Here is a 16472-nt window from a genome sequence, read left to right as displayed (position 1 = left end):
GTGCCATCGACGCGGAGTCGTGAACTGGGTGGATGGACCTTTGCATACGTCTGACCGGTGCAAGGGTCCATTGACGCGTATGGGTGGTCGCGCGAACGGGTGGGCGTGAACCGGTTGACGCGGGCGAGCGAATGGCCACACCCCGAACAGCAAGAAGCCCCTGTGACCGAGTCACAGGGGCTTCTCTGGCGGAGGATAGGGGATTTGAACCCCTGAGGGCGTTAACCCAACCCGCGTTCCAGGCGAGCGCCATAGGCCACTAGGCGAATCCTCCGTGGGGGAGCTTACCCGGTTACCCCCTCCATCCCCCAAATCGGGAGGCGCGAAGGGTGGTGATGCGTTGCCCGACGGGTGGCGGCTACACTTCTTAACGGATCCCGCGCGGCGCGCATCCTGTGAACTCCCCCAGGGCCGGAAGGCAGCAAGGGTCAATGGGCTCTGCCGGGTGCGCGGGGTCCCCTTACATTCAGTGACATCGACACTGTCCGGGGAACCCGTCACCGAGAGGCCGCTCCGCATGCCAGCGCAAACCCAGTTGGGTCTGATGAACCATGAGGAGCTCGTCTCCGAGCACGAGCGCCAGAGCGCGAAGTACACGCAGCTCAAGGCGGAGGATCTGAAGCTCGATCTCACTCGCGGCAAGCCGTCACCCGAGCAGCTCGATCTCGCTGCCGATCTGCTGACGCTCCCCGGCGCGGACTTCAAGGACGGGAACGGAACGGATTGCCGTAACTACGGCGGCCTCGCGGGCCTGCCGGAACTGCGCGCCATTTTCGGTGAGCTGCTCGGAATTCCGGTGAAGAATCTGCTCGCGGGCAACAATGCAAGCCTCGAGATCATGCAGGACCTGGTGGTGTGGGCGCTACTGCACGGGCTGCCCGATTCCCCTCGCCCCTGGTCGGCCGAGCCGAACGTTCGCTTCCTGTGCCCGGCCCCCGGTTACGACCGGCATTTCGCGATCACCGAGAGCTTCGGCATCGAGATGATCCCGCTTCCGATGGGCCCCGACGGACCTGATGTGCACGAGATCGCCACGCTGGTGGCCTCGGATCCGCAGATCAAGGGCATGTGGGTGGTGCCGAACTACTCGAACCCCACCGGTGCCGTCTACTCCGAGGAGGTCGTTCGCGCACTGGCCACGATGCCTGCTGCAGCGCCCGATTTCCGATTGTTCTGGGACAACGCCTATGCCGTGCACCCACTGGCCGAGGATTTTCCGCCGTCCTACGACGTGCTCGGTATGGCGGCCGAGGCCGGTTTCGCCCATCGTCCGTTCGTGTTCGCGTCGACCTCGAAGATCACGTTCGCGGGTGCGGGTGTCAGTTTCTTCGGCAGTTCCGAGGAGAACCTCGCCTGGTATCAGAAGCATCTGGGCAAGAAGAGCATCGGCCCGGACAAGTTGAATCAGTTGCGGCATCTGCGCTTCTTCGGTGATGCCGCAGGCGTGCGGGCCCACATGGCCAAGCATCGTGAGCTCATGGCACCGAAGTTCGCGCTGGTGCAGCAGATCCTCGAAGACCGGCTGGGTGCGTCGAAGATTGCGTCGTGGACCGAACCCAAGGGTGGTTACTTCATCAGCCTCGATGTGCTCGAGGGCACCGCGGCCCGCTCGATCGCGTTGGCCAAGGACGCTGGTATTGCGCTGACGGGTGCCGGCTCGGCGTTCCCGTACGGAAAAGATCCGGAAGACAAGAACATTCGCCTCGCCCCGAGCTTCCCGTCGCTCGGTGAGCTGGAGAAGTCGATGGACGGCGTCGCGACCTGCGTGTTGCTGGCCGCGACGGAGAAACTGCTCGAAAGCTAGTGGTGTGGTTATGTGCCGCAGGGGGCACATAACCACACCACTGCCGCAGGCACTCAGTGCCCGACGACCACTGCACCTTCGGGAGCCGTCGGCAACGGTCCCTTCTTCAGTAGCGTCGCCGACAGCACCGCGCCGAGGAGGAAGATTCCCGACGCCCACCAGAACGTGGTGGTGTAGCTGCTGATCTCCGCGTTGGCCTGCAGCAATGCTGCGTCGGTCGCCGTTGCCATGTTGGCGCTGACGTAGCCGGTGGCTGCGTTGGCGGCGACGGTGCTCAACAGGGCCGTTCCGATCGAGCCACCCACCTGCTGCATCGTGTTCACCGTTGCCGATGCGACACCGGAGTCGTCCGGATCGACGCCCGAGATGGCTCCCTGCATGGCCGGTGCCATGGTGGCCCCGAGTCCGAGGCCCATGATGATCAGGCCCGGCAGGATGTGCGTGACGTAGCTGCTGTTCAGGTCGATTTGCGTCAGCAATCCCATTCCGAGGGAGGCCACGACGAGGCCGGTCGTCATGAGGATGCGGGGCCCGAACCGGGGGAGGACCAGCGCGGTGGACAGCGTCGCGGTGAGGATGAGCGAGGCGATCATCGGCATGAACGCGAACCCGGTGGTGATGGGCGTGTATTTCAGTGTGTTCTGCAGGTAGTACGTCAGGAACAGGAACACCGCGAACATGCCTGCGCCGGTGACGAATACGGCGAGGAACGATCCCGCACGAGTGCGGTTGAGGACGATGCGCAACGGAAGCAACGGCTGCTCGACGCGCATCTGGATGGTGACGAACACTGCCAGCAGAATTGCGCCTGCGGCCAGGAATCCGAGGGTGACCGGATTGCTCCAACCGTCGGATTCGGCGTGCGCGAAGCCGTAGACGATGGAGAACAGTGCTGCCGAGACCGCCAAGGTGCCGGGTATGTCGAGCTTGGGGCGGACATCGGCTTTGTGCTTGGCCATGAACAGGATCGCGCCGACGAATGCGAGCGTCGCGAAGATCAGGTTCACGTACAGGCTCCAGCGCCAGTTGGCCCACTCGGTGAGCATGCCGCCGAGTAGCAGACCCAATGCGCCGCCGCCGCCTGCGATGGCACCGAAGATGCCGAATGCCTTGGCGCGTTCTTTGGGATCGGTGAACGTGGTGGCCAACAGAGACAGTGCAGCGGGGGCAAGAAGTGCACCGAAGACGCCCTGACCGGCGCGGGCGGCGACGAGCATGCCGAAGTTGACGGCTGCGCCGCCGACCGCCGACATCAGCGCGAAGCCGACGAGCCCGATGAGGAAGGTGTTGCGTCGGCCGAAGAGATCGCTGAGCCGTCCACCGAGCAGCAGCAGGCTGCCGAACGCCAGTGCATAGGCGGTGACGACCCAGGAGCGATCGGCGTTGTCGAAGCCCAGATCGAGCTGGGCGGCGGGAAGTGCGATGTTCACGATGGTTGCGTCGAGCACAACCATGAGCTGGGCCAGTCCGAGCGTCGCAAGAATCAGCCAACGATTCCTGTGTGCGCGTTCATCGACCGGCGTCGTGGTCGATGTCGGGTCGCCCACGTTCTCCGATGAAAGGGTGGTCATACTGTCCTCGGTTCGACTATGCGGAGGTGTATCCTCCGGTTGTAGGGCCAAGGTAGCAGCTAAGTGGAGGAATGTCCTCCGCTTATCGGGTGAAACGGACATCGAATGAATGTGAGAGCGGACACATCGGCTTCCAAGCCTCTCCGGGCGGATGCCGAACGCAATCGACGACGAATCGTGGATGCGGCCCGTGATCTGTTCGCTTCGCGAGGCATCGATATCACCCTCGACGATGTCGCGGCGCACGCCAAAGTGGGTGTGGGCACCGTCTATCGGCGTTTTTCGTGCAAGGAAGAATTGATCGACGGTGTGTTCGAGCAGCGGCTCGAGGACATGCTCGCGGCCGCGCAGCGCGCGCTGGAGGCTCAGGACGCGTGGGAGGGGCTGGTGCAGTTCCTGGCCGAGACCTGTGAGGAAATGTCCTCCAATCGCGGTCTGGGCGAGGTGGTTCTCGGTTCGGACGAGGGCTGTCGCGGCATTGCTCAGGTTCGCTCGCGCTTCGATCCGTACTTCGAGAAGGTCGTGAATCGAGCGTTGGAGTCCGGGCAACTGCGGCCGGATGTCGCCGTCAGCGACTTCTATCCCATTCTCGGAATGATCGGGGCGAGCGTCGAGTTCTCCAGCTCCGTCGATGCCGCCAACTGGCGTCGCTATTTCACAGTGGTGCTCGACGGATTGCGCGGCGACGGAGTCCCTCGATCCCCCCTGCCCGGGCGTCCCTTCACCAGCGAAGAAATAGACGCGGCCAAAGCCGCAATGCATCGCCGTCGACGTTGATCGTGGGAAATTCAATCCAGCTCTATGCGTTGTGTGATGCATCACGTAGTATGCGTCACGATAAGTGCTACACGGGGTAGCGCTCACTTGGTGACGAGTGGTCGACGTTGGGGGTTTGCGGAGTGCGTTCGAAGCGTGTGTTCGGTTCGGCTGTGGCGGTTGCAGCGCTACTCATCGGGGTGACGGCGCCGGCGGTGTCGGCCGCCCCCTCGACCGGTTCGACCATCGAATCCGATTTCTACGTTCCGCCGAGTCCGCTTCCGGCTGGTTCGCCGGGCGACGTCATCCGTTCCGAGCCTTCGCATCTTGCTCTGTCGGTACCCGGAATCGGCGGTCCGCTGCCCGGTGTTGCGACGCGAATCATGTACCGCAGCAACGATTCCAACGGCGCTGCCAATGCCGTGACCGGCACCTACATCGATCCTGCCGCGGAGTGGACCGGACCGGGTCCGCGTCCGCTCGTGGTACTCGCCCCCGGCACACAGGGGCAGGGCGATCAATGCGCACCGTCGAAGATGCTCAACAACGTCATCACCTACACACCGCCGCTGGGCGTCATGGTCGAATACGAAGTGCTCGCAGCGTATTCACTGCTGTCCCAGGGATACGGCGTCGTCATCACCGACTACGAGGGTCTCGGTACGCCCGGCGCCCACACCTACGTCAACCGCGCGTCCGAAGCGCACGCCGTGCTGGACGCGGCCCGCGCCGCCCAGAAATTGCAGGGAACCAAGATTTCCGCGGACGGCCCCGTGGCCGCCTACGGCTACTCGCAGGGTGGCGGCGCAGCCGCGGCCGCAGCGGAATTGGCTTCCGAGTACGCGCCCGAGCTGGATCTCGTCGGCACCTACGCCGGCGCACCTCCGGCAGATCTGAAAGCAACCCTCGAGCAGGTCGACGGCACCATCCTCACAGGTGTGATCGGGTACACCCTCAACGGTCTGCTCAACTCCGATCCTGATCTGCAGCCGATCATCGACGAGAACATCAGCGATGCGGGCAGAGCAATGTTGAACATGGTCGCAAATCAGTGTGTCGCAGAAACGATCTTGACCGTCGGGCTGCACCGCACCACCGAGTACACCAAAACCGGTGAGCCCTTGGCAGTTGTGCTGGACAGGTTGCCCAAGGCCCAGGAGATCTTGGCCAAGAACAAGATCGGCGAGCGGACGCCGAATGCCCCGGTGCTGATTCAGTCCGGCACGTCCGACGACATCGTGCCCCACGGACAGGCCGTCGGACTGGCCGGCGACTGGTGCGGCAAGGGTGCCACCGTGCAGCTGAGCTCCGCGCAGCTTCCGGCGATCGTTCCGGGATCGGGTGTAGGGCACCTGATTCCGGACATCCTCGGACTGGGCGAGGCACAGAACTGGATCAAGGATCGGTTCTACGGAGTGCCCGCGCCGACGAACTGCTGATCTGGTCGGTACGGCCCGCGCGCATCAGCGTGGGCCGTACATGATCACTGCGACGCCGATCAGGGCGATCGACGCGCCCGTGATGTCCCAACGATCGGGTCGGAAGCCGTCGACCACCATTGCCCAGAGCAAAGATCCAGCGACGAACACCCCGCCGTACGCGGCGAGGATGCGGCCGAAATTCGCATCGGGTTGCAGGGTGGCCACGAAGCCGTAACCGCCGAGTGCGATCACTCCGGCAGCTGCCCACAGCCATCCCCGCTGTTCTCGAAGGCCTTGCCACACCAGCCACGCTCCGCCGATCTCCAGCAGCGCGGCGATACCGAAAAGCATTGTGGACTTCAACACAGTCATGTGATCGAGAATCCCACAGCGCCGCGGGGGTGTAGAAAGATGCGTTCGGGGGTATCTCTCACATGCCCACGTGGGCTGAGCGGTAGGGGTTGAGAAATACATGCGGGATGGCTACGCAGAAACGCTGAATTTGTTGGCGTCGAATTTGTCCGATATGTCGAGAATTGCCGAAAAAGCGATGATCGATGCAACGCAGTCCTTACTGACGGCAGACATCGTTCTGGCCGAGAAGACCATCGAAAGCCGCGATGAAATCGACTTGCTGGCCGTCGAGTGGGAACACAATGCCTTCGGATTCCTGGCGCTGCAGGCACCCGTCGCCCACGATCTACGACGCGTCGTCTCCGGCATCAACATCGTCGCCGATCTGCAACGCATGGGAGGACTTGCCGTCCACATCGCAGAGTTGACCCGTCGCCGCCACCCCGCTCACGTTCTCCCTCCTGAGGTCGAGGGCGTGTTCGAGGAGATGGGCCGAGTGGCCGTCGCGCAGGCCGAGGCCACCCAGCGGGTGCTGGAGACCCGCGATGCCGAGCTCGCGGCGAACCTGCGCATTCAGGACGAGGAAATGGACGAACTGCACCGCAGTCTGTTCCTGCTGACCTCCGCGCCCGACTGGCCGCACGGAGTACCCGCCGCCGTGGACATCACGCTGCTCGGTCGGTTCTACGAGCGCTACTCGGACCACACGGTCGAGGTCGCCAAGAGGGTCATCTTCCTGGTCACGGGCGAACGGCCGACCGACGAATCATGATCTGCGTGAACGGCTCGAAGATGGCAGGATCGGCACGATGAAACGTGACGTCTCCGCGTACCTCGATGTCGACGTGACCGAGGCCAGCACCCTCGAGTTCCAGATCGCGATCGCACCGCATCCGGGAACCGACGTGTGGGAGGCACTCTCGTTCACCCTCGACGGACAGCCGATCGAAGCGCAGGAGATCAGCGGTGCTCACGGCACCCGCATCCACAAGCTCCACGCCGGCGTCGGCAAGCTCGAGGCCTCGTACTCGGCGACCGTCTACGGCAACACCGAACCGGCCCCGGTGTCCGATTACGATCTCTCGCTGTACCTGCGGCCCAGCCGCTACGCCGAGGCCGATAAGTTCTTCGGTTTCGCAGCAACGGAATTCGGCTCCTATCCACCGTCCGAGAAGTTGCTTGCCGAGGTGTCCTCCTGGGTCGGTTCACGGCTCAGCTACGTACCGGGCAGCAGTGATCCCATCGACGGTGCGGTCGATACCCTCCTCGCCGGCGCGGGCGTGTGCCGCGATTACACCCACCTCGTGGTGGCCTTGCTTCGTGCGGTCAACGTCCCCGCTCGCCTCGTTGCGGTGTACGCACCGGGCTGCGATCCCATGGACTTCCATGCCGTTGCCGAAGCATTCGTCGAAGGCCAATGGCGAGTAGTGGACGCCACATGCCTCGCACCTCGATCGACCCTGGTGCGCATCGCCACCGGACGCGACGCATCCGACACCGCCTTCCTCGACAACCACGGCGGATCGATCATCCTCAACAGCGCCGTCGTCGGAGCCGTCGTCGACGGACCGCTGCCCTTCGACGACATCACCCAGATGGTGTCGATCACCTGATCGTGTCGCGCAGCCGTATCAGGCTGCGGCCATTCGAACGAAGTCGCCCGCGTGTCTTCGACGATGATGTGCATCGGATTGCGACCAGGATGTCGAGGCCGTATCCCTAGGACTCTCTCGCACAGCGGTTCCATCGAAGATAGGGAACTCGCCCGATGTGCGGATGGGACGGCGACGCCAGAGTGGGTTCCATGTACTCCACCTACGAAGTTCTGGCCGATCATGAACGCCGAGTAGCCGATTCGCTGCGAGCGTACGACCGCCGAATGCGCAGCCGCGCACAGAGGTACGCAAGGCCACGAGAGCGGCGTAGTTTGTTGGCGTGGCTCGCACTCTGATCGGACGGGACGCCGAACTGGCGGCGCTCGAACGGGTCGTCGCCGACGCCGCCCGGGGGCTACCTGCCGCGGTCATCGTCTCCGGCGACGCCGGTGTCGGCAAAACGCGACTGCTGGCAGAACTGCGGCGCAGAGCGGAAACACGCGGAACGCAGGTGCTGATCGGGCGATGCTTGGACCTCGGTGAGGTCGGTATTCCGTACCTCGCATTCACCGAATTGTTCGGTCCACTCCCGCACACAACACGTTCCGAACTGTTCGATGCCGCCCTCGCCGCGCTGACTGCAATCGGAGCCGACCGCCCGGCGCTTCTCATCGTCGAGGACGTGCACTGGGCGGACACCTCCACCCGCGAGCTCATGACATTTCTGCTGTCGAGACTCGCCGAAACGCGGGTGTGTTTGATGATCTCTTATCGCAGCGACGATCTCCATCGCAAACACCCACTCCGACAGTCGCTCTCCGAGTGGACGCGTCTGAGCTGCGTCCGACGAGTGGACTTGACGCCTCTCGACGCCGAATCGTCGTATCGTCTCCTCGACTCCCTCCCCGCAGCGACGGACGTGGAATCTCGGAACGTCATCGTGGAGCGATCGGGCGGCAACCCATTTTTCATCGAAGAACTCGTATCTGCCGGCCGGCGTCCCGGATCGTCGATTCCGCCGAGTCTCGCCGAACTCCTGCTGGTCCGGCTCGACGCCTTGTCGCCCTCGGCGAAGTCGGTGGCCGAAACGATGGCGGTGGGTGGGCCCCGCGTCGCGCACGAAGTTCTGGCAGAGGTGACCGGCCTGGACGATGACCGGCTCGAAGACGTGATCCGCGAGATCGTCGACGCCAGGCTCGTCGAGACCACCGACTTCTACTACGTCTTTCGGCACGCGCTCCTGGCCGAGGCCATCTACGACGACGTCCTGCCCGGCCGTCGTGCGCGGTTGCACGCTCGTTTCGTCGACTCGCTCGCCGAACACCGGCATCGCGGTGCCAGTGCCGACCTGGCGCGACACGCAGGATTGGCCCACGATCTGCCGAAGGCGTTCAGTGCCCACGTCGACGCGGGCCGCGAGGCCATGACGCTGGCTGCTCCGGCCGAGGCCATGGCTCACCTCGCCGCCGCACTGGAACTGCGACAGCCGCAATGGGAGCCGACGGAAACGGCACTGGTGTTGGAGTACGCGTCGGCGGCGACGACAGCAGGGCAGAATCTGCGGTCGCTCTCCGTGGTCCGCGCCGAACTGGAGCGTGGTGGAGATGCGTTGACGATCCCCGAGCGACTCGACCTGTTGAATGCCGAGGCGACATCGGCGTTGGCGATCGAACGAGAGGATTCTGCCCTGGCGGCGGTGGAGCACGCGTTGATCATCGCGTCTGCGGAGGAATTCGCCCCGTGGAGAGTGCAATTGACCGGTCTCGGTGCACGGATAACCGAAGCGTTGGGCCGGGAAGATCAGTCCCTCGCCTGGGCTGAGGAATCTGTGCGTATCGCAGAATCCCTCGGCGATCCGGGGCGGTCGGCGGATGCTCGAATTACACTGGCGCGCCTACGCAGACGCCACGATGATCCCGCCGCCTCGCGCACGCTTCTCGTTCGGACCGCCGCGCTCGCACGGGAAAGCGGTGACATCGGGAATTTGCTGCGCAGCAAATTCAATCTCGGAATGATCGAATTCGACGACGGCAATTTCGTATCGGCGCAGGAGTCTTTCGGCGAGGCAGTCGAGATCGCTCGATCGACCGGCCGCCAGTGGACGCCCTACGGCGTAGGGGCACGGGTTCAGTTGGCCAATGTGCGGTACTACTCGGGTGATTGGACATCGGCTCTTGCCGACTTGGCGCAGATCGACTCGGCTGCACCGCCACTGGGTTCGGCTGAGCAGCTGTGTGCGGGGTTTCAGATTCGCGCCGCAATCGGCGACGAGGAACTCGCGGCCGATATCGAACGCGTCCGCGCCTTCGAGTCTCAGGACGGCTTCATCACGCTGGTGACGAGCGCAGCTGTTGCCTATACGGCGTTGTGCAACGGGCGGTTCGGTGAAGCGATCACCTGCCTCGAATCCGCTGTCGCCACCGTGGGGACGCAATGGCACAACCCGTGGTTCGGTGGACGCATCAGATTGTCGGTGCTGGCGATGGAAGCGGCGCGCCGCGGGTCGAGCGTCATCGGAGCGCGGGCTGCAATGGAACTCGGATCACGTCTGCAGTCCGACATCGAACGCACAGCCGGTTCCAGTCCGTCCTACGGCTGGGAGTCGACCGCATGGCTACGGCGAGGTCAGGCAGAGTTGGGTCACCTTCGTCTCAACTGCGGACACGGAGATGCCGCGTCCGTGGTGGCGGAATGGCGTGCAGCGGTGGATGCGTTCGAGCTCCAGCCGTTCGAGCGTGCCCGTGCCCTGCAGTCGCTCTCCGAAGCCCTCGAGGCTGCGGGCGACCGGTCGGCAGCCAGACACACAGCCGATCAAGCCATCGCGATGTTCGACCGACTCGGGGCCACCGTGAGACCCGGCGATGCGCGTCGCCCCGCGGGCGCGGACCTGTTGACTCGTCGCGAGTGGGACGTGCTGGAACTCCTCGGCGAGGGATACACCAACAAGCAGATCGCCGAGCGGCTCGTGATCAGCGTCAAGACCGTCAGCGTGCACGTGTCGAATGTGTTGACCAAACTCGGAGCCCAGAACCGCACGGAAGCAGCGCGCTTCGCGAAAGGGTGAGGACGAGTTCTCAGCCGTTGATCGGCGGTGTGCGCAGTCGGTCGGTTGAAGTAGCCGTCGAGTTCGTTGCTCGAACAACGGCACTCAGTGTCCCGGCCATCATCGAACGGTAGTGGATTGCGCCTACCCACTTCGATCCGTCGGCGGTCCCTTTCGAGAGTGAATCGGTATGGATCGCAGTACTCGTCGGGGTTGTCACCTGGCTGGTGTTCTACGCGAGCACGTTACTTCAGCACAATGGCTTCGAGCTGTATCCGCCGAAGCTGACGCTGCTCACTGCACTTATCAGCTGGTGTTGTTTCTCGCTATGTCACTGGTGAGCTCACTGGTGAGCTCACTGGTATGAGGACCGTCTCGCAGGCTCCTATCGAGCGAATCAATGTTCTTTTCGGAACCGTCTACGTAGACGACTGGTCGCAATAAATGCACACGGCCATTGCTGCGAAAACTATGGTGATGCCGTACTCATCCAATCCTGCCATTTTGCCGATGCCTGACGTAACCCATCAGTTCTTTCACGCCGTTGTGCATGAGCCATCGAACGGACCTTCACGAATATTCAGGGCACTTACGGCATCGACCGCCGCGATCTATGCTGTAAGTGCACTGTGCCCGTTGGATATCACGCTGACGTATCGACCCGCCGGCAGTACATCAGGAATCTTGTCCTCAGCTGCGGATATCGGAAATTCACCCCAGTGCTGCGCAGGCTGTCCCTCTGTGCGGGTCGTTCGAGAATTACTGCCCGTGATCGACTCGTTTCGTTACGGGTTCGGCGGTGTTTTCGGAACCAAGCGCGAGACGTCGACGGTGATGGAGGCGACGACGTCGGCGTTGGCAGGGTCGGCGAACGCATCCGGTGGTGTCGATCGAACAGTGACCGTCTCCGACTCGGCTGTCAGGTCGATATTCGACGTCGTTCCGTCGGAGTCGATGCGGCGCAACATATCTGTGCCGTCGACGCACCACTGCGTGCCGTCGACCGCGGTAGCGCGATCTGCTCGGGTAGCGCGGATGTCGTCGGGGCCGTCAGCTGGGACAAGGCGTCGAGTGGCTAAGTCCAGCAATCGAACTCGCTGTTCATCCGGGTAGGTCCTGATCACTCCGTGACGTCGGTTGCTGTTCATCGACGACCGCGTCCACCCCAGGAGATACAGCTGTCCCTCGTGGACCGCGGTGGTCCAGCTGCCTTCGGTGGTGTATCGCTCGACGTTCAGCTCACCCTCGGGAGAAATGGTGCACAGGTGAATATCGTGCTCGGAGGTGATCCAGAGGCCGTCGTCGACCGCGTGTATCCGACGCGACCAGCGGTCTGCCGAAGGTTCGATGGTCAGCGGCAGCAGGTAGCGAGTGATGACCGGAACTGCGCCCGCCGTATCGACTTGCACAAGAACCGGGTCCGACGAGTGCATGACCCAGATCGAATTTCCCCTGATCGTCACAGCTCCCGCTGCGAACGGTCCGAGCGAAGAGGGGTTGTCGTCGAGATCGATGTCGATCAGTACACCCGACGAGACGAAGTCGCCGTCTTCGGTGTCCTTGGACGGCCACCATTCGTGTGCGACGGGAATGGCATCGATCTCAGTGAGCCGGTCGGTTCCGTCGATAGTGGTCCAGCCGTTTTCTATCGGTCGAACTTGTTCGTCGACGAGATGCATCGAGCGGATGCGACCGTGAACGCGGGGTGGCGCGTCCACACCGAAGTCGTTGAGCATCGCGTTGAACGTTCCGGTCAGAGTGACCTCTCCGTTGGTGGGCGTGTCGGCCCACCACTGGGCGCTCCAGCCGTCGCCGTAGACGAGATGAAGCCAGAGGAGACGCCCGTCGCGGTGCATGCTGGGTGCTCGGCCGTAGGCGGGTCTGGCTATGGCAGTGCGTGTTTCGTCGCAAAGAGAAGGTGTATCCGTTAGGGAGTAGTGCTCGAGGGCAACGTCCGCGAGGTCACCGACCGATGCGCGGGGAAAGGAACCATCCTGTATTACCCAGCCTGCAACAAATACTCGGAGGGTGCGAGTAGAGGAAGCGTTCATGCATTTCCCGACGCAGTAGGGGAGTCCGCACGACGAGGCGTGGCGGGCGTCGGGTCACCGTGTTCCGAAGACTACATGCGGGGATCGAAACGCGGCGCACTACGACTCCCTTCCGGTGCGAGGTTCGGCTCACCCCTCATTGCATGTCTCGACTATGACTGGTTCGATCGGATCGGCTGTCAGCGCTACCACTCCGGAAAGCCGTGCCTGTAGGCAGAGACCACCGGACATCCATTGCTCCCAGTCGATTCCGTCCTCCTCCTCGAGATAGCCTTCCGGCGCAGATCGGTCTGAGGGATCGGCTTCGCGGCCGAGCTCGAACTGCCGCTCGATCACCCCGTCGACTGCATATACGAAGGTGGAGAGCGCATTGACATCCCAGTGCACGGTGATGCTGGTACCGAAAGTGTCCGACAGTCTCTCCGGAACAGGGGAGAGCACGCCCGAGACGGTGAACTCTTCGAGTACCCACACCCAGTCACCTGCGACGCCGGCATAGCGTCTGGCCATCTCACTGTCCGGCAGGGAGTCGGACCAGTCCTCGACATCCATGCCGGCCGGTTTTCGAGATTTCGTGGCATTGACCGACGCGAACACCGCGAGCACAGCCTCGGGATCCGTCGACTGTACGAGTGTGAAACTCAGACCGAGTTCGAAGCGGTCATCCTCATCGGCCCACTCGAATTGGCCTTGGGAAATCTCGTGCGTAGTCATGAGCCGAGCCTCTCATCATCGAATGCCCGGCATCGGTCCGGGGACCGGTGCGGCTTGCGGTGGCCGTCACCGATGTTCACAGTGCGAGGTGCATGGCAGGATCGAGGCCATGTCTCGCACCCTGCACCTCGTCGGCGATCCAGAGGCCGATGCACTGCTCGCCGACGATCCGTTCGCACTGCTGATCGGCATGTTGCTCGATCAGCAGGTGCCGATGGAATCGGCGTTCGCCGGCCCGAAGAAGCTCGTCGACCGTCTCGGCGACCTGAAAGTCGACACCGTCGCCGACGCCGATCCGGACGAGTTCGCCGCATTGTGTGCGCAGACCCCGGCTGTGCATCGGTTCCCGGGTTCGATGGCCAAACGTATCCAGGGCCTCGCGGCTTTCCTGGTCGAGAACTACGACGGCTCCCCGCAGCAGATCTGGACCCGCGAGGACCCCGACGGTGCCGAAGTGCTCAAACGTCTCAAATCCCTCCCCGGATACGGCGATCAGAAGGCGCGCATCTTTCTCGCGCTGCTCGGCAAGCAGATGGGCGTCACCCCCGACGGGTGGCGCAAGGCCGCCGGAGCGTACGGCGACGAGGGCGCACGTCGATCCATCGCCGACGTCGTGGACGAGAAGTCGCTGCTCGAGGTGCGGGAGTTCAAGAAGGCGGCGAAGGCGGCTGCCAAGAAGAAGTAGATCTGTCGGTGCTCGGCGGTACCTTCGGCAGAACATTCACCGGGGGGATCAGATGACCGACAGCATGGGGACGTACGAGGGGTGGCTGGCCTCGCTCGACGAGGACGCGCTGACCGGTCTGCTGCGCCGTCGACCCGACGTGGCCACCGACCCACCTCCGCGTTCGTTCGGACTGCTCGCACAGTTGCTCGGCTCCACGCGCCGAGTGTCGGCCCTGCCTCGAAAACTCGACCGAGGCGCGCTCGGTCTACTCGAATTATTCGCCCTCATGGGCGATCTGAGCCGCGCCGAGATCGGTCACTGGACGGGCGAAGGAGTATCGAGCGAGACCGAACACATCGATGCTGCGCTGGCCACTCTGACGTCGTACGGACTGATCTGGCCGTATACCGCGCCCGGCTCCGGCACTGTCGAATACCGTCCCGTCGATCTGTCCGGGGTGTTCTCTCGTCCTTTCGGACTTGCTCTTCGGCAGCGAAAGTTGTTCCTGCACTGTGCCGTCGAGCAGGATCGATTGGCGTTACTGTCGGTGCTCGGTATCGACCCCGAGCTCGATCGAGCGGCCCGTGCTGACGCCGTGGCCGCTGCGATGACCCCCGACCGTATCCGAGCGTTGTTCGACGACGGACCTCCCGAGATGCGAGAGATGTTGTCTCGCTTCGTCGATGGTCAACCGGTGTCGCTGATCTTCGATGTACCACCCGCCGCCGGCGCGGCCGCATACGAGCGCGGGTTGCTGTATCGACTGGACGGGCACCGCGTCGAGATGCCGTTTGAAGTGAGCATCGCCCTGCGAGGGGCGGGGTGGCAGTTGCCCATCGAACTCTGTCCCCCGAGCTTTGCCACTCGCACACTCTCGCAGGACGACGTGCGGCGCACGCGTTCGATTGCCCTGCTGCAGTTCTGCGAGCACACTCAGGCGTTGCTGGCAGCCGTCGACACCGATGGCCTGACGATGATGAAGACCGGCGGCGTGAGCGCCAAAGAGCTTCGGTCGCTGACCAGCAGGCTCGGGTTCGCCGACGAACAGGCCACCGCGCTGATGCTGATGCTGGCGCGTGCAGCCGGACTGATCACCGAACGAGGAAAAACCGACGTCGCGCTCACCTCCACCTACGAGATTTGGTCGACGAGCACCCGAGCCGAGCAGGCCGCTGTGTTGCTGGCGGCCTGGTGGTGCTCGCCGTCGACGCCTACCCATCGAGTGCCTCAGGCCTCCCGGAAAACCGTGCCGGTGCTCAAGAAGATGCTCGACGACCCCGCGGCAGCGGACCTGCGCACGACGGCGCTGACAGCTCTGCTCCGATACGAGGACGCCGACTCGCCGATGACGGTTCTGCACGATTCCGAGGATTTCGCCCGCTACCTCGACTGGCGCATACCCGTGGTGTCGACGAGCGCCGGGGCAGGTCATGTGCGCGCGCTCTGGACCGAAGCCACTCGACTCGGACTGCTGGCCGACGGCGCACCGACCGACCTGTGCGGCACCCTCACGGATTTTCCCGTCGGTCGAGACGGCGATCCGAGTCGGATCGGCGAGGTTCTGACGGCGCAGCTGCAGGACATGGCCGACCTGGTGCCGTTCTCGGTTCGGCTGCTGCCCGACTCGACGGCGGTGGTCACCGGACCACCGAGCACCGAGGTGGCGTCGATACTCGGCGCGGCCGCCCAGCCCGAGTCGAGGGAAGTGGCGTCGGTCTGGCGATTCACCCCGGCGACGATTCGCAGCTTCTTCGACACCGGAGGCACCGGCGACGAGCTGATCGATGCGTTGACGGAAATGGCCGATGGCGACGTCCCCCAAGCGCTGGCGTACACGATCAGAGACTGCTGGCGCACCTACGGAGCGCTGGCCGTGCGCAAGATCCCCTGCGCCGTCGTCTCCGAGGACGTCGTAATGCTGACGAACATCGAGGCCGACGAAGCCCTGGCCGTGCTCGAGTTCCAGCGACTCGCGCCCACCGTCCTGATCAGCTCGGCCACGCCGATCGACACCATCGCCGTGCTCCGCAGACACGGATACTTTCCGGTGCGGCACTCCGATACCGGCCAACTCGAGATCGCCGGACCGAGCCGGGTCCGCGCCGCTGCAGCGCGCCGATCGCATGCGAGCGTCCATGTGCCACGAGGTCGACGCGATCCATGCGAGCTGGCGCGGCTGTTACGAGCCGGTGACGTCGAGACCGTCGACGACGCACGGGTGCGGTCTTCGCTCGGCCACCACAGCCGACTGCTGCCGCGCGATCTCGATCTGTTGGCCGACGCCGCAGCCCGGGGCACACCCGTCTCGATCGACTACCAGAACTCCAGGGGTGCCATCGTGCGGTACGCGATCTCGGACGCACTGCAGGACGGCAACTGGCTGTTCGCCCTCTCGGACTCCACCGGAACGCGGGAAAGCTTCGCGATCATGAACATCAGGGCAGTGTCCGCAGGCCAACGATGACATCACTGGCAGACCGACGCGCGATGCAACTG

The 16472-nt window shown here is 63.7% G+C and carries 12 protein-coding genes, 1 tRNA gene and 1 other RNA gene; 9 read left to right on the top strand and 5 right to left on the bottom strand.

The window, feature by feature from the left end:
* Window positions 1-186: 186 nt before the first annotated feature.
* A tRNA-Ser gene (locus ACOQFP_RS13465) sits at window positions 187-274 on the bottom strand.
* Between the two features lie 95 nt (window positions 275-369).
* Here ACOQFP_RS13465 and ffs point away from each other — a divergent pair.
* Both ffs and ACOQFP_RS13455 read left to right on the top strand, forming a co-directional pair.
* Window positions 370-464: signal recognition particle sRNA small type (gene ffs, locus ACOQFP_RS13460), an RNA gene on the top strand.
* 53 nt (window positions 465-517) lie between these two features.
* On the top strand, window positions 518-1804 hold the full coding sequence (locus tag ACOQFP_RS13455) for an aminotransferase class I/II-fold pyridoxal phosphate-dependent enzyme (RefSeq protein ID WP_421584595.1): 1287 nt from the start codon (window positions 518-520) through the stop codon (window positions 1802-1804).
* Between the two features lie 53 nt (window positions 1805-1857).
* Here the strand turns inward: ACOQFP_RS13455 and ACOQFP_RS13450 are convergent, their stop codons facing one another.
* Complete coding sequence (locus tag ACOQFP_RS13450; RefSeq protein WP_421584594.1) at window positions 1858-3375, bottom strand: MFS transporter; 1518 nt, start codon at window positions 3373-3375, stop codon at window positions 1858-1860.
* A gap of 105 nt (window positions 3376-3480) precedes the next feature.
* On the opposite strand from ACOQFP_RS13450, the gene ACOQFP_RS13445 reads away from it, so the two are divergent.
* Both ACOQFP_RS13445 and ACOQFP_RS13440 read left to right on the top strand, forming a co-directional pair.
* Complete coding sequence (locus tag ACOQFP_RS13445; RefSeq protein ID WP_341244666.1) at window positions 3481-4152, top strand: TetR/AcrR family transcriptional regulator; 672 nt, start codon at window positions 3481-3483, stop codon at window positions 4150-4152.
* 122 nt (window positions 4153-4274) lie between these two features.
* A complete protein-coding gene (locus ACOQFP_RS13440) occupies window positions 4275-5570 on the top strand; it encodes a lipase family protein (protein WP_421584593.1) in 1296 nt (431 codons plus the stop codon).
* 24 nt (window positions 5571-5594) lie between these two features.
* Here the strand turns inward: ACOQFP_RS13440 and ACOQFP_RS13435 are convergent, their stop codons facing one another.
* Complete coding sequence (locus tag ACOQFP_RS13435) at window positions 5595-5924, bottom strand: YnfA family protein (protein WP_206490987.1); 330 nt, start codon at window positions 5922-5924, stop codon at window positions 5595-5597.
* 100 nt (window positions 5925-6024) lie between these two features.
* Here ACOQFP_RS13435 and phoU point away from each other — a divergent pair, with 100 nt between their 5' ends.
* The 3 genes from phoU to ACOQFP_RS13420 all read left to right on the top strand — a co-directional run bounded on the left by phoU (window position 6025) and on the right by ACOQFP_RS13420 (window position 10565).
* Window positions 6025-6678 (top strand): phosphate signaling complex protein PhoU, encoded by a 654-nt coding sequence (gene phoU, locus ACOQFP_RS13430; protein WP_206490986.1) that lies wholly within the window; start codon window positions 6025-6027, stop codon window positions 6676-6678.
* 37 nt (window positions 6679-6715) lie between these two features.
* On the top strand, window positions 6716-7519 hold the full coding sequence (locus tag ACOQFP_RS13425; protein WP_341244667.1) for a transglutaminase family protein: 804 nt from the start codon (window positions 6716-6718) through the stop codon (window positions 7517-7519).
* Window positions 7520-7841: 322 nt separating this feature from the next.
* Window positions 7842-10565 carry a helix-turn-helix transcriptional regulator gene (locus ACOQFP_RS13420; protein WP_421584592.1) on the top strand — a complete coding sequence of 908 codons (2724 nt, stop codon included), beginning with the start codon at window positions 7842-7844 and terminating at the stop codon, window positions 10563-10565.
* Between the two features lie 764 nt (window positions 10566-11329).
* Here the strand turns inward: ACOQFP_RS13420 and ACOQFP_RS13415 are convergent.
* Together ACOQFP_RS13415 and ACOQFP_RS13410 are read right to left on the bottom strand one after the other, a co-directional pair.
* Window positions 11330-12400 carry a hypothetical protein gene (locus ACOQFP_RS13415; RefSeq protein WP_421584591.1) on the bottom strand — a complete coding sequence of 357 codons (1071 nt, stop codon included), beginning with the start codon at window positions 12398-12400 and terminating at the stop codon, window positions 11330-11332.
* 324 nt (window positions 12401-12724) lie between these two features.
* On the bottom strand, window positions 12725-13309 hold the full coding sequence (locus ACOQFP_RS13410) for a DUF6461 domain-containing protein (protein WP_274610996.1): 585 nt from the start codon (window positions 13307-13309) through the stop codon (window positions 12725-12727).
* Window positions 13310-13418: 109 nt separating this feature from the next.
* Between ACOQFP_RS13410 and ACOQFP_RS13405 the strand changes: the two genes are divergently transcribed.
* Both ACOQFP_RS13405 and ACOQFP_RS13400 read left to right on the top strand, forming a co-directional pair.
* Window positions 13419-13994 (top strand): HhH-GPD-type base excision DNA repair protein, encoded by a 576-nt coding sequence (locus tag ACOQFP_RS13405; protein ID WP_421584590.1) that lies wholly within the window; start codon window positions 13419-13421, stop codon window positions 13992-13994.
* Window positions 13995-14046: 52 nt separating this feature from the next.
* Entirely contained in the window at window positions 14047-16440 is a 2394-nt protein-coding gene (locus tag ACOQFP_RS13400) for a helicase-associated domain-containing protein (RefSeq protein ID WP_421584589.1), read from the top strand.
* The last annotated feature ends 32 nt before the right edge of the window (window positions 16441-16472 follow it).

It is taken from the genome of Rhodococcus sp. MALMAid1271 (assembly GCF_049195265.1).
Taxonomy (GTDB): domain Bacteria; phylum Actinomycetota; class Actinomycetes; order Mycobacteriales; family Mycobacteriaceae; genus Rhodococcoides.
This window is presented reverse-complemented; position numbering and strand designations above follow the sequence as displayed.

Excerpts from the sequence above, each read along its gene's own strand:
- ACOQFP_RS13455 (WP_421584595.1), top strand. The coding sequence starts at position 518 with ATGCCAGCGCAAACCCAGTTGGGTCTGATGAACCATGAGGAGCTCGTC.
- ACOQFP_RS13450 (WP_421584594.1), bottom strand. The coding sequence starts at position 3,375 with ATGACCACCCTTTCATCGGAGAACGTGGGCGACCCGACATCGACCACG.
- ACOQFP_RS13445 (WP_341244666.1), top strand. The coding sequence starts at position 3,481 with ATGAATGTGAGAGCGGACACATCGGCTTCCAAGCCTCTCCGGGCGGAT.
- ACOQFP_RS13435 (WP_206490987.1), bottom strand. The coding sequence starts at position 5,924 with ATGACTGTGTTGAAGTCCACAATGCTTTTCGGTATCGCCGCGCTGCTG.
- phoU (WP_206490986.1), top strand. The coding sequence starts at position 6,025 with ATGCGGGATGGCTACGCAGAAACGCTGAATTTGTTGGCGTCGAATTTG.
- ACOQFP_RS13425 (WP_341244667.1), top strand. The coding sequence starts at position 6,716 with ATGAAACGTGACGTCTCCGCGTACCTCGATGTCGACGTGACCGAGGCC.
- ACOQFP_RS13415 (WP_421584591.1), bottom strand. The coding sequence starts at position 12,400 with ATGCACCGCGACGGGCGTCTCCTCTGGCTTCATCTCGTCTACGGCGAC.
- ACOQFP_RS13410 (WP_274610996.1), bottom strand. The coding sequence starts at position 13,309 with ATGACTACGCACGAGATTTCCCAAGGCCAATTCGAGTGGGCCGATGAG.
- ACOQFP_RS13405 (WP_421584590.1), top strand. The coding sequence starts at position 13,419 with ATGTCTCGCACCCTGCACCTCGTCGGCGATCCAGAGGCCGATGCACTG.
- ACOQFP_RS13400 (WP_421584589.1), top strand. The coding sequence starts at position 14,047 with ATGACCGACAGCATGGGGACGTACGAGGGGTGGCTGGCCTCGCTCGAC.